This window comes from Rhodococcus maanshanensis NBRC 100610, assembly GCF_001894865.1.
GTDB classification, from domain to species: Bacteria; Actinomycetota; Actinomycetes; order Mycobacteriales; family Mycobacteriaceae; genus Rhodococcus_G; species Rhodococcus_G maanshanensis.
Map to the genome: position 1 here is coordinate 43331 of NZ_BCXA01000031.1, position 13155 is coordinate 56485.

At 68.2% G+C, this 13155-nt stretch carries 13 protein-coding genes; 12 read left to right on the top strand and 1 reads right to left on the bottom strand.

Annotated features, from left to right (window positions below):
* Positions 1-29: 29 nt before the first annotated feature.
* A complete protein-coding gene (locus tag RM1_RS15985; RefSeq protein ID WP_072752723.1) occupies positions 30-1502 on the bottom strand; it encodes an aldehyde dehydrogenase in 1473 nt (490 codons plus the stop codon).
* A gap of 115 nt (positions 1503-1617) precedes the next feature.
* Here RM1_RS15985 and RM1_RS15990 point away from each other — a divergent pair, with 115 nt between their 5' ends.
* The 12 genes from RM1_RS15990 to RM1_RS16045 all read left to right on the top strand — a co-directional run bounded on the left by RM1_RS15990 (position 1618) and on the right by RM1_RS16045 (position 13147).
* Positions 1618-2475, top strand: coding sequence for a mycofactocin-coupled SDR family oxidoreductase (locus RM1_RS15990; RefSeq protein WP_072752725.1), 858 nt, complete (start codon positions 1618-1620; stop codon positions 2473-2475).
* Positions 2476-2551: 76 nt separating this feature from the next.
* Positions 2552-3139: a TetR/AcrR family transcriptional regulator gene (locus RM1_RS15995; protein ID WP_072752727.1), complete on the top strand. Its 588-nt coding sequence runs from the start codon at positions 2552-2554 to the stop codon at positions 3137-3139.
* Positions 3136-4341, top strand: a complete 1206-nt coding sequence (locus RM1_RS16000) for a cytochrome P450 (protein ID WP_072752729.1) — start codon at positions 3136-3138, stop codon at positions 4339-4341. The genes RM1_RS15995 and RM1_RS16000 overlap by 4 nt, the downstream gene beginning before the upstream one ends.
* Entirely contained in the window at positions 4341-5156 is an 816-nt protein-coding gene (locus tag RM1_RS16005; RefSeq protein ID WP_072752731.1) for an SDR family oxidoreductase, read from the top strand. Before RM1_RS16000 ends, RM1_RS16005 begins: the two co-directional genes overlap by 1 nt.
* Positions 5156-6511 carry a lanosterol 14-alpha demethylase gene (gene cyp51 / locus RM1_RS16010; RefSeq protein ID WP_072752734.1) on the top strand — a complete coding sequence of 452 codons (1356 nt, stop codon included), beginning with the start codon at positions 5156-5158 and terminating at the stop codon, positions 6509-6511. The genes RM1_RS16005 and cyp51 overlap by 1 nt, the downstream gene beginning before the upstream one ends.
* Positions 6508-6714, top strand: coding sequence for a ferredoxin (locus tag RM1_RS16015; RefSeq protein ID WP_072752735.1), 207 nt, complete (start codon positions 6508-6510; stop codon positions 6712-6714). The genes cyp51 and RM1_RS16015 overlap by 4 nt, the downstream gene beginning before the upstream one ends.
* Positions 6714-7265 (top strand): Cif family virulence factor, encoded by a 552-nt coding sequence (locus RM1_RS16020; protein ID WP_072752737.1) that lies wholly within the window; start codon positions 6714-6716, stop codon positions 7263-7265. The genes RM1_RS16015 and RM1_RS16020 overlap by 1 nt, the downstream gene beginning before the upstream one ends.
* Positions 7259-8518, top strand: a complete 1260-nt coding sequence (locus RM1_RS16025; protein ID WP_072752739.1) for a hypothetical protein — start codon at positions 7259-7261, stop codon at positions 8516-8518. The genes RM1_RS16020 and RM1_RS16025 overlap by 7 nt, the downstream gene beginning before the upstream one ends.
* 24 nt (positions 8519-8542) lie before the next feature.
* Positions 8543-10201, top strand: a complete 1659-nt coding sequence (locus tag RM1_RS16030; protein WP_072752741.1) for an acyl-CoA synthetase — start codon at positions 8543-8545, stop codon at positions 10199-10201.
* A gap of 20 nt (positions 10202-10221) precedes the next feature.
* Positions 10222-11493: a cytochrome P450 gene (locus tag RM1_RS16035; RefSeq protein WP_072752743.1), complete on the top strand. Its 1272-nt coding sequence runs from the start codon at positions 10222-10224 to the stop codon at positions 11491-11493.
* Positions 11494-11550: 57 nt separating this feature from the next.
* Entirely contained in the window at positions 11551-12291 is a 741-nt protein-coding gene (locus RM1_RS16040) for an MlaE family ABC transporter permease (RefSeq protein WP_083576757.1), read from the top strand.
* A 4-nt stretch (positions 12292-12295) separates the two neighbouring features.
* Positions 12296-13147, top strand: a complete 852-nt coding sequence (locus RM1_RS16045) for an MlaE family ABC transporter permease (protein WP_072752746.1) — start codon at positions 12296-12298, stop codon at positions 13145-13147.
* The last annotated feature ends 8 nt before the right edge of the window (positions 13148-13155 follow it).

Genomic DNA, 13155 nt, shown 5'->3' on the forward strand with positions numbered 1-13155 from the left:
CTCGCTAGGTGTACTCGGCCGGCTGTGGATCAGGTCGTCGCGGGGGAGGCGACGAGTTTGGTCTCCAGGTACTCCTCGAAGCCGGCCACGCCCATCTCGCGGCCGATCCCGGACTGCTTGTAGCCACCGAACGGGGCGTCCGCGGAGTACCAGACCCCGCCGTTGACGCTGAGCGTTCCGGTGCGCACGCCCGCGACCACGCGGTTCACCCGCTCCGGGTCGGTGCCCCACACCGAGCCGGACAGCCCGTACGGCGAGTCGTTGGCGATCCGGACGGCGTCCTCGTCGCCGTCGTGCGGGAGGATGACCAGGACCGGGCCGAAGATCTCCTCCTGGGCGACCCGTGCGGAGTTGTCCACCCCGGCGATCAGGGTCGGCTCGACAAAGAACCCGCGGTCCCGGTCGGCCGGTCGGCCACCGCCGGTGACGATGGTGCCGCCCTCCTCCACGGCGAGCTTCAGGTAGCCCTCCACCCGCTCGCGTTGGCGCGCGGAGATCAGTGGCCCGCAGACGGTTCCTGGCTTGCTGGGGTCGCCTGCGCGGATGCCGGACATGGTCGCGGCGGTCGCGGCGACCGCCTCGTCGTAGCGGGCCCGCGGGACCAGCAGCCGGGTCGTCAGCGCGCAGCCCTGACCCGCGTGCACGCATACCGAGAAGGCCGCGACCGAACAGGCGCTCGCCAGGTCGGCGTCGTCGAGCACGATGAACGCGGACTTGCCGCCGAGTTCGAGGAACACCTTCTTGAGGCTGTCGGCCGCCGAGGCCATCACCGTGCGGCCAGTGGCGGTGGACCCGGTGAACGAGACCAGATCGACGCGCGGGTCGGTGCACAGCCGGGCGCCGAGTGCATGGTCGGTGGAGGTCACGATGTTGACCACGCCCGCGGGGATCTCGGTCTCCTCGGCGATCACCCTGCCGACCAGTGCCGCGCACCACGGGGTGTCGGGCGCGGGCTTGAGCACCACGGTGTTGCCCGCGGCAAGGGCAGGCCCGAGCTTGGCGAAGTTGATCTGGTGGGGGAAGTTCCACGGGGTGATCGCGCCGACGACACCGACGGCCTCCTTGAACACCCGGCGAGCGGTGGGGATCCCCATTGGCGCTGCGGCCCCGAGATCCTCTTCCCACGAATAGTTCTCGGCCAGGTCGGCCCAGTAGCGCAGGTCTTCGATGGGGCCCTCGAGCTGCGGTCCGCTGGTCAGCATCGCGGGCGCACCGACCTCGGCGATGGTCACCTCGCGCAACTCCTCGATGTGCGATTGCAGGGCGTCGCACAGCTGGCGCAGGCAGCCGGCGCGGAACGCGTGATCGCGGGACCAGGTGCCCTCGTCGAACGCCAGGCGAGCGGCCGCGATCGCGGCGTCCATGTCGGCGGCGGTGGCCTCGGCCGCCGATCCGAGCACCTCCTCGGTGGCGGGGTTGAGCACCTCGAAGGTGCCGCCGGAGCCGGGGACGAGCTTTCCGTCGATCAGCAGGGCCGAACTGTCGGTCGGACGAAGCGCCATGCTCAATTCCTCCACATCTGGACAGGTGTCTGGACTATAGTTCGCACAGAGATACCTCGCAACGCTTTCAGGCAGAAGCACGTCGAACGTTCCATCGATTGCAGGGAGTGATCCGATGAATCGAGTCGCAGGCAAGGTCGCGTTCGTGACCGGCGCAGCACGGGGGCAGGGCCGCAGCCACGCGGTCCATCTCGCCGAGGAGGGCGCGGACATCATCGCGTTCGATCTGTGCGCGGACATCGCGAGCAACGAATATCCGCTCGCCACCGAGGCCGACCTGGAGGAGACGGCACGGCTGGTCGAAAAGGCCGGTCGCAGGGCGGTCGCTGCGCGCGTCGACGTCCGCGACCGGGCGGCCGTCGAGGCCGTGCTGGCCGAGGCGGTGGGCAAGTTGGGTGGTCTCGACGTCGTGGTGGCCAACGCGGGAATCTGCCCCCTGGGCAACCACATCCCGAATGCCGGCTTCGTCGACGCCTTCGACGTCAACTTCGTCGGCGTGGTGAACACCGTGCACGCGGCGATGGAGTACCTGGGCGAGGGCGCCTCGATCATCGCGATCGGTTCGGTCGCAGGTCTGGTGCCGCAGACCGGGATCAACGGCCAGCAGGCGATGCAGGGCCCCGGCGGCGACGGGTACGGGCTGGCCAAGAAGCTGATACAGGCCTACACGAACTCGCTGGCGCTCACCTTGGGGCCGAGTTCGATCAGGGTCAACGCGATCCATCCGACGAACGTGAACACCGACATGCTGCAGAGTCCGCCGATGTACAAGACGTTCCGGCCCGACCTCGAGAACCCGACCGCCGAGGATGCGGCGCTGACCTTTCCGTTCATGCAGGCCATGCCGATCCCGTGGGTCGAGCCCGAGGACATCTCGCACGCGGTGGTGTACCTGGCCTCGGACGAATCGCGGTACGTGACCGGCCAGCAACTGCGGGTCGACGGCGGCGCAGGAATGAAGATCGGGCTCTAGGCGATCGGCTGCTGACCGGCCGCGAACGGCCGAATCGAACGCGAAAACGGGTACCGCCGGACGGGAGACCGTAGTAATGTCCAGACACGTGTCCAGTCGTAGTTTCGAGTCGACCCGCAGACGGTTGACCGAGAAGCAGGCCGACACCGTCGAGCGACTGACCGGTGCCGCGGTCGAGGTGCTGCGCGAGCAGGAGTTCGGCGGCCTGACCGTGCGCGCGGTGGCCGCGCGGGCCGGTGTCGGCCCGGCGACCGCGTACACCTATTTCTCCTCGAAGGAACACCTCGTCGCCGAGGTCTTCTGGCGACGGCTCGAGGCCTCCGAGATCCCGGACGACACCGGCCTCGGCCGCACGGAACGGGTGCTGTCGGTGCTGCGCGGGATCGCCCTGCTGCTGGCCGACGAGCCGGAGGTGTCCGCCGCGGTGACCGGCGCCCTGCTCGGCGCCGATCCGGACGTCGAGCACCTGCGCGGCCGGATCGGGTTCGAGATCCACAACCGGCTCGGGCATGCACTCGGCCCGGGATTCGACCCCGAACTGCTCGAAACCCTCGAACTCCTCTACGCGGGAGCCCTCCTGCGCGCGGGCATGGGATACGGGTCCTACCCGGAGCTCGCGCAGCGACTCGAGGCCTCCGCCAAACTGATCCTGGAGCCACGATGACCGAAGCCCTGATCACCCCTGTGGTCTTCAATCCGTACGACTACGACTTCCACGACGATCCGTACCCCACGTACAAGCGGCTGCGCGAGGAGTCGCCGATCTATCACAATCCGGACATCGGGTTCTGGGCGCTCTCGCGGCACGGCGACGTCGCGGATGCCTTCAAGGACAGTCGCAGGCTCTCGAGCGCCAACGGCGTCTCGCTCGACCCGGCCGCCTACGGACCGCACGCGCACCTGGTGATGTCCTTCCTCGCGATGGACGATCCGCGGCACATGCGGTTGCGGCAGTTGGTCTCTCGTGGGTTCACGCCCCGCCGGGTGGCCGAGCTCGAGGGTCGCATCCTGGAGCTGACCGATCAGCACCTGGAGCCGGCGCTGGCGGCGGGCGAGTTCGATTGGATCGCCGAGGTCGCGGGCAAGCTGCCGATGGATGTGATCTCCGAGCTGATGGGCGTGCCGGAGCCGGACCGCGCGGAGCTGCGACGGATGGCGGACCTGGTGGTGCACAGGGAGGACGGCGTTCAGGACGTCCCGCAGGCCGCGGTGGAGTCCTCGATCAGCCTGATGGGCTACTACCGGGACATGATCGCCGAGCGCAGGCGGTCGGCGACCGAGGACCTGACCTCCGCGCTCCTCGAGGCCGAGATCGACGGGGACCGGCTCACCGACGCGGAGATCCTCGGGTTCATGTTCCTGATGGTGGTGGCTGGCAACGAGACCACCACGAAGCTGCTGGGGAACGCGCTGTACTGGGGTTCGCGTCACCCCGGACAGGTCGCGCCGGTGCTCGCCGACCCGGACCGGGCGCCGGACTGGGTGGAGGAGACGCTGCGCTACGACACGTCGAGCCAGATCGTTGCGCGCACCACCGCGGTGGATCTCGAGTACTACGGCCAGACCGTGCCTGCGGGGGAGAAGATGCTGCTGCTGATCGGCTCCGCCAACCGGGACTCCGAGGTGTTCGAGGAGGCCGACGAGTTCCAGATCGGCAGGAACTCGACCAACAAGCTGGCGAGCTTCGGTGGCGGCGTGCACTTTTGCCTCGGTGCCCACCTGGCAAGGCTCGAGGCGAACATCGCGCTCGCCGAGTTCGCCAGGAAGGTGTCCGGCTTCGAGGTCGACGAGTCCGGGATCGAGCGCGTCCATTCGACGAACGTCAGGGGCTTCGCAGCCCTGCCGCTGAAGGTGCAGGTGCGCTGATGCCACGATTCGAACCGAACCCGGAGCGCAGGCCGGCGGTGATCTCAGGGGCGTCCTCGGGGATCGGCACCGCCACCGCCTATGCCCTCGCCGATCTCGGCCACCCGGTCGCGCTCGGCGCCAGGCGCGTCGCGGAGTGCGAGGCGATCGCGGAGAAGATCCGGGCGGGCGGGGGCGAGGCGTTCGCGCACTTCCTCGACGTCACCGACGGCGCCTCGGTCGACGAGTTCGTCTCGGCCGCGGAGGATGCCCTGGGGCCGACGGAGATCGTGCTCTCCGGCGCGGGCGACCTCGAGTTCGGTGCCGCCGACCAGATGGAACCCGAGCGATTCCTCAAGCAGGTCGAGGTGCACCTGGTCGGTGCGCAACGGCTGGCGCACCGAATCCTGCCCGGCATGCGAGAGCGGCGCCGCGGCGACTTCGTGCTGATCGGATCCGACTGCGCCGACCGTCCACGACCACTGATGGGCGCCTACGACGCGGCCAAGGCCGGGCTCGAGGCGATGGGGCGGCAGATGCGAATGGAGCTCGAGGGCACGGGAATCCGCGCCTCCATCGTCAGGCCGGGGCCGACCCTGACCGGGATGGGGATGGATTCCACCCCTGAGGTCATCGGTCCGCTCGCCGAATCATGGAAGACCTGGGGCTTCGCCAGGCACGGCTACTTCCTGCGCGCGTCCGACATCGCCAACGCCGTCGTCGCGGTGGTGTCGGCACCGCGTGGCGCGCACCTGGTGCTGATCGAGGTCCAACCGGAGGCGCCGCTGAGCGTCCGCGAGCCCGAGAACCATACCGACCCGAAGGAGGCGAAGTGATGAGTCCGCAAGACCCGCCGCGCGTATCCGGCGGCGAGCACGAGCACGGTCACCTCGAGGAACTGCGCACGGATCCGATCGCGTTGATGCGCCGTGTTCGCGAGGAGTGCGGCGATATCGGGACCTTTCGGCTCGCCGACCGCGAGGTGGTGCTGCTCTCCGGGGCCGAGGCCAACGAGTTCTTCTTCCGCTCGTCGGACGAGGACCTCGACCAGCAGGCCGCGTACCCGTTCATGAAGCCGATCTTCGGGGCGGGGGTGGTGTTCGACGCCAGCCCCGAGCGGCGCAAGGAGATGCTGCACAACCAGGCACTGCGTGGTGAGCAGATGAAGGGCCACGCCGCGACGATCGGTGCCGAGGTGGAGGCGATGGTCGCAGGCTGGGGCGACGAGGGGGAGATCGACCTGCTCGACTTCTTCGCCGAGCTGACCATCTACACCTCCTCGGCGTGCCTCATCGGCAAGAAGTTCCGCGATCAACTCGACGATCGGTTCGCCAAGCTCTACCACGAGCTCGAACAGGGCACGGACGCACTCGCCTTCGTCGATCCGTACGCACCGATCGAGAGTTTCCGGCGCCGCGACGAGGCGCGCCTCGCGCTGGTCGCGCTGGTGCAGGAGATCATGACCGGACGGATCGCCAACCCGCCACAGGGCAAGGACGACCGGGACATGCTCGACGTGCTGGTCTCGATCAAGGACGAGTCAGGGGCGGAGCGGTTCAGCGCCGACGAGATCACCGGCATCTTCATCTCGATGATGTTCGCGGGTCACCACACCACCTCCGGCACCGCGGCCTGGAGCCTCATCGAACTGCTCCGGCACCCGGACGCCATGAAGCAGGTGGTCGGCGAGCTCGACGAGCTGTACTCGGACGGCGCGGACATCAGCTTCCATGCGCTGCGCCAGATCCCGGTGTTGGAGGCGGTGGTCAAGGAGACGTTGCGATTGCATCCGCCGCTGATCATCCTGCTGCGACTGGCGCGCGACGACTTCGAGGTCGGTGGCTACCGGATCGAGAAGGGCAACCTGGTCGCGGCGACCCCGGCGATCTCCAATCGGATCCCGGAGGACTTTCCGCGCCCGGACGACTTCGACCCGGGTCGCTATATCGATCCGAACCAGGAGGACATCGTCAACCGGTGGACCTGGATCCCGTTCGGTGCGGGAAGGCACCGCTGTGTCGGGGCCGCGTTCGCCCAGATGCAGCTCAAGGCGATCTTCTCGATCCTGTTGCGGGACTTCGAGTTCGAGATGGCGCAGCCGTCGGAGTCGTATCGGAACGACCACAGCAAGATGGTGGTCCAGCTCGAGCAACCGTGCCGGGTCCGGTATCGCAGGCGGCGAGTCCGATGAGGATCGAGGTCGACGCGGACCTGTGCCAGGGGCATGCGGCCTGCGAGATGGAGGCCCCCGAGGTCTTCTCCGTGCCCAAGCACGGAACCGTAGAGATCCTCGACACCGACCCGTCCGAGTCCCTGCGCCCGAGTGTGGAGAACGCGGTGAAATTCTGCCCGACCCGTGCGCTGAGAATGTCCGAATCCGAAGGAGACCAGTGATGTCCCAGTTCGATCGCGCGGAGCTCGACGAGATGGTGCAGCGATGGGTCGAGGAGAACAAGCGTTGCGAGGCGGCGGGCGACTGGAAGCCGTTGGCGCAGATGTATACCGAGGACGCGACCTACGGCTGGAACTATGGCCCGCAGCAGGATTTCATGGCCGTCGGCCGCGATGAGATCCGTGACATCGCGCTCGGCCAGGAGATGTTCGGCCTCGAGGGCTGGCAATACCCTTATCAGGAGTTCGTGGTCGACGAGCGCAGCGGCAACGTGATCGGCCTGTGGAAGCAGGTCGCCGACGCCACCCGCGTCGACGGCAGCCACTACTCGGTCCACGGCATCGGTGGCAGCTGGTTCCGCTACGGCGGGGATTTCCAGTGGTCCTGGCAGCGCGACTTCTTCGACTTCGGCAACGTCTCGGCGCTGTTCATGGAGATGATCACGGACGGTGCGCTCTCGGACGGCATGAACGCGCGCATCCAGCGGTCGGTCTCCGGGGAGAAGCTCCCCGGCTGGTACCCGGCCGGCGGCGCCCCGGTTCCACTGTGGTGAGCGCGGTGACTGTCGGCGATTCGTTCGCGGCGCGCTCGCGGGCCGATCTCGCGGCACTGGTGCCCGAGCTCCTGCTCTGCGGCCAGCTGATCGATCGTTCGGGGATGGCGCACCTGATCGTGGAGTTCGGGCGCGAGGGCATGGCGGCCGTCGCGATCGAGGAGTGGCAGGCGTCGAGTCCGTGGTACACGCGCAGGATGCAGAAGGCGCTCGGGTACGAGGGCGACGACGTGGTCACGATCTTCAAGGGACTGCAACTCGACATCGGGGCACCGCCCCAGTTCATGGACTTCCGGTACCGGGTCGACGATCCCGCGCACGGCGAGTTCTGGCTCGACCACTGCGGTGCCCTGATGGACGTCGAGCCGCTCGGTGACGAGTACGTGACGACGATGTGCCACGACATCGAGGACCCCACCTTCGACGCGACCGCGCTGGCCACCAACCCACACGCCCAGGTGCGACCCATCCACCGCCCGCCGCGCCGACCGGCGGACCGCAAGCCGCACTGCGCGTGGACGGTGACCATCGACCCGTCGCACGTGCCGCCCCAGATGACTGCGCACACCGAGCAGATCGGCCGCACCGCGGCCAACGCGGTGGAGCTGAGCCTCATCGACCGCACGGGCGAGGGTGCGCACGACTACTCGGGTCCGCTGCTCTCCGACATCCGGTTCGCGGACTTCTCGCATTCGGCCCTGGTGCGGATCGCGGAGGAGGTCTGCCTGCAGCATCACCTGCTCGCGCTCGGGTTCCTCCTCGCTGTCCGCAAGAGGGCGGCGCAGGACAAGGCACTCGAGATCGCCCGCAAGCAGCTCACCGGGATCGCCGGGGTGGCCGCGCAGCGGATCCGCGAGGCGCTCGGGCTGCCCCGTGACCTGGCAGGCCTCGCCGCGGTGCTGTCGGTGCACCCGCTGCTGAACCCGAGGCAATACGTGGACAGCGACATCCGGCTCGGGGACGGGAGGCTTGAGCTGCTGCTCGGTCGCGGCGGAGCGGTGGACGCCGACGGCGGTTGGCCGGCCCTGGTCGACGGCGACCACCTCGAGCCCCTGCACGCGCTGGTGCGCGGCGTCGATCCCCGGTTCACCGTCCGGCTGCTCTCGGAGGACGTCGACTCGCTTCTCGTCGAGGTGGTCACCGAGGACGAGCCCGCGCCCGAGTGCGTCGAGGTCGCCATCACCCGGGTCAGTACCGGGGCCGGGTTTGCATTCGCAGATCGTGGAATCCCCTTGCCGCTCACGGTGATCTGAGCGCCCAACGCCGGAAGGACTCGCATGGCATACACGTTCGCGGACCTGTTCGAGCACGCTGTCGACGCCATGGGCGACCGCGTCGCCCTGATCGCGGGAGAAGGGCAGGTGACCTACCGGGAACTCGACGAGCACGCGAACCGGCTCGCTCACCATCTCGAGTCCGTCGGGCTCGGTGCGGGAGTGCACGTCGGTATCCAGATGCACAACTCGATCGAGACCATGACGGCGGTGTTGGCTGCCTTCAAGATCCGGGCGGTTCCGCTGACAGTCAACTATCGCTACACGGCCGACGAATTGGCGTACCTGTACGACGACGCCGATCTGGATGCGGTGGTCTATCACCGCGGGTTCGGCGATAGGGTCGCGGAGGTCGCGCCCGCCATGCCGCGGATCCGGCATCTCATCGAGGTGCCGGATGAGCTGGCGCCTGCCGCCCTCGACGCACCGGTGCTCGTTCCCGGCGCGGTCCGATATGGGGATGCGCTGGCCGCCGCGTCGCCCGCGCGTGGTTTCGACGAACGCAGCGGCGACGATGTCTACATCCTGTACACCGGCGGCACCACGGGGAGGCCGAAGGGTGTGGTGTGGCGGCAGGAGGACATGTGGAGGGTCCTCGGCGGCGGCCTCGACTTCTTCACAGGGGAACCGGTTGCCGACGAGTACCAGCAGTCCCGTATCGGGGCGGCGGGCGAGCAGATCCGGATGCTGATCCTGCCGCCGCTGATCCACACCTCAGCGCTGATGCCGACGTTCACCGCACTGCTGGCGGGTAACGCGGTGATCTACGACGCGAAGTTCGACGCCGAACGCACCTGGGACCTGGTCGCCCGGCACCGGCCGACGGCGATGGTCATCACCGGCGACGCGATGGGGCGGCCGCTGGTCGAGGCGTACCGGCACACCAAGGCGGACACGTCGAGCCTGGCCGTGGTGGCTTCGGGCGCGGCGCTGTTCTCCGCGTCGGTCAAGGATGCGTTCTTCGAGGCCATCCCGAGCCTGATGATCTCGGACTCGGTGGGTTCGTCCGAAACCGGTTTCGGCGGTATCGGATTCGCCACGAAGGGTTTCGAGCAGCACGGCGGGCCGAAGGTGGGCTCGCACCGGCACACCGTGGTGGTCGACGACGAGAACCGGGTGCTCGCACCGGGATCCGGCGGGGAGGGCTGGCTGGCGAAGCTCGGCTACGTCCCGCTCGGCTACTACAACGACCCGGTCAAGTCGGCCGAGATCTTCCGCGAGATCGACGGCTGTGCCGATGAGCATTCCGCAGGCTCCACGCTGCGCGCCGTGGTGACCGGCGACCGGGCCCGGATGGAGGACGACGGGTCGATCACGCTGCTCGGTCGCGGCAACATGGTGATCAACACCGGCGGCGAGAAGGTGTTCGCGGAGGAGGTCGAGGCGATCGTCAAGGCCCATCCGGACGTGTACGACGCGATCGTGATCGGGGTGCCCGACGAGCGCTGGGGAAACCGGGTGGCCACGGTGCTGTGCCCCCGCGCAGGTGAACCCGACTTCGAGAGCCTCGAGAAGCACGCCCGCAGCCACCTCGCCGGATACAAGATCCCGCGGTCGTTCTGGATCGCCGCGGAGGTCGAGCGGACGCCGAGCGGCAAGCCGGACTACCGCTGGGCCAAGGACCACGCGGCCGGCCGTGCGCCCGATCACCGAATCGACTGACCCCGCCCGAAAGGCCTGCCATGACCGATCCGCACGTCCCGGCGCTCGACCTGCCGAAGGGCTTCGACGTCACCGACCCCAAGCTGTACGGCGAACGCATGCCCTTCGCCGAGTTCGCTCAACTGCGCCGCTGCGCCCCTGTGTGGTGGAACGAGCAGGAACCCGGCACCGGCGGCTTCCACGACGGCGGCTGCTGGGTGGTCTCGCGGCACGCCGACGTGCGCGACATCTCGCGCCGCCCCGAGCACTTCTCGAACCACGTGAACGGATCGATCCCGCGGCACCAGGACGACATCTCCGCCGAGGAGTTGGAGGTGACCAAGCACGTCCTGATCAACAAGGACGCGCCCGAGCACACCCAGCTGCGCAAACTGGTCTCGCGGCTGTTCACCCCGCGCGCGGTCGAGTCGATGCGGGCCGCACTCGACGAGCGCGCTGACCTCATCGCCCGCACCGCGGTGGCGAACCCGAAGGGGGATTTCGTCTCCGAGGTCGCCAGCGAACTTCCGATGCAGGCGATCTCGGAACTGCTCGGGGTGCCGCAGGATGCCAGGAAGCAGCTCTTCGAGTGGTCCAACCAGATGACCGGATACGACGACGAGACCCTCGAGGGCGCGTCGCGGATGGCGTCGGCACAGATCCTCGGGTATGCCTACCAACTCGCGGAGGCGCGCCGCACGGAGCCGCTCGAGGACATCATCTCCACGCTCGTGCACGCCGATGTCGACGGGGAGGCACTGACCCCCGAGCAGTTCGGCTTCTTCGTGATCATGCTCGCGGTCGCGGGCAACGAAACGACCCGAAACGCGACCACGCTCGGCATGATGGCGTTCATGGAGCACCCCGAGCAGTGGGAGCTGTACAAACGTGAGCGTCCCCGCACCGCGGCGGACGAGATAATCCGCTGGGCGTCGCCGTTGACCTCGCTGCAGCGAACGGCGCTGGTGGACACGGAAATCAGCGGAACCGCCATCAAGGCGGGACAGCGAGTGGTACTGCTGTACGGGTCCGCGAATTTCGACGAGGACGTATTCGACAACCCGCGCACTTTCGACATCACCAGGGATCCGAACCCGCACCTCGCCTTCGGCGGGACCGGGCCGCACTACTGCATCGGGGCCAATTTGGCCCGAATGGAACTGGACTTGATCTTCAACAAGATCGCAGATCACATGCCCGACATCTCGAAGCTCGGTGACCCCCGCCGCCTGCAATCCGGATGGATCAACGGGGTCACGAGCTTCGAGGTCGGCTACGGTCCCCGCGCGTCTGGGTGTCCCGTAGCTCACTAGCAGGGCGTGCACACGACGAGGGGAGGGCTCGTGGCGAGTACGACGCTGAAGGGGCCGATGCGCGAGCTCGGCCACTTCTACCGGATGGGGGCGGACGTCGCGGTCGGGTTGGTGCGCACCCGATTCCAGGTCCAGGAGTTCCTGGAACAGAGCTGGATGATCGCGCGCGTGTCGATCGTGCCGACGGTGCTGGTCGCGGTGCCGTTCACCGTGCTGGTCAGCTTCACACTCAACATCCTGCTCCGTGAGATCGGGGCGGCCGACCTCAGCGGGGCCGGGGCCGCGCTCGGCGCGGTGACCCAGGTGGGCCCGGTGGTGACCGTGCTGATCGTTGCGGGTGCCGGGGCCACCGCGATCTGCGCCGACCTCGGCTCGCGCACCATCCGCGAGGAGATCGACGCGATGGAGGTGCTCGGCATAGACCCGGTCACCCGGCTGGTGATCCCGCGGGTGGTGGCGTCGACGGTGGTCGCGCTGCTGTTGAACGGCCTGGTGTGCGTGATCGGCATCGCGGGCGGTTTCGTGTTCTCGGTGTTCCTGCAGGGGGTCAACCCCGGCGCGTTCGCGGACGGCATCACGCTGCTGACCGGCCTACCGGAGGTGGCGATCTCGATGGTGAAGGCGGCGCTGTTCGGTCTGCTCGCCGGCCTGGTCGCCTGTTACCGCGGACTGACCGTGCGCGGTGGGCCCAAGGGCGTGGGGGAGGCGGTCAACGAGACCGTGGTCTACGCCTTCATGGCGCTGTTCGTGGTCAACACCATCGTGACCGCGGTCGGCATCCGGCTGACGGCGGGCTGACGCGATGGCACTGGCGACGACCGGCAAGTTCGGCCGTACCCGCAACAGGGCCGCGGGCCTGTCCCGAGCCGTGGACGACATCGGCCGCCAGGCGGTGTTCTTCGTCCGCGCGCTCGCGCACGTGCCGTGGGCGCTGCGCAAGCATCCCAAGGAGGTGCTCCGGCTGATCGCGGAGATCAGTATGGGCACAGGGGCATTGGCCCTGATCGGCGGGACCGTGGCGGTGGTCGGGTTTCTCACCCTCGCGTCCGGCGGCACGATCGCGATCCAGGGCTTCAGCTCGCTGGGCAACATCGGGGTCGAGGCGCTGACCGGGTTCTTCTCCGCCTTCATCAACGTGCGGATCGCGGCGCCGGTGATCGCGGGCATCGGCCTCTCGGCCACCATCGGCGCCGGTTCGACCGCTCAGCTCGGTGCGATGCGGATCAGCGAGGAGATCGACGCGCTCGAATCGATGGCGATCAGTTCCGTTCCGTACGTGGTCAGTACCAGGGTGGTCGCGGGCATGATCTCGATCCTGCCGCTCTACTCCCTGGCGCTGGTCGCGTCGTTCCTGGCGGGCCGGTTCACCACCGTGGTGCTGTTCGGCCAGTCGTCCGGTCTCTACGACCACTACTTCTCGACCTTCCTGGACCCGATCGATGTGATGTGGTCGTTCGTGCAGGTCCTCGCGATGGCGATGCTGGTCATGCTGATCCACACCTACTACGGCTACCACGCGACGGGTGGGCCCTCCGGGGTCGGCACCGCGGTTGGTCGCGCGGTCCGGCTGTCGCTGATCTGTGTGGTCGCGGTGACCCTGCTCGTCTCGCTTGCCATCTACGGCGGGTCCGGCAACTTCAACCTGTCGGGATAGGGAGGCAG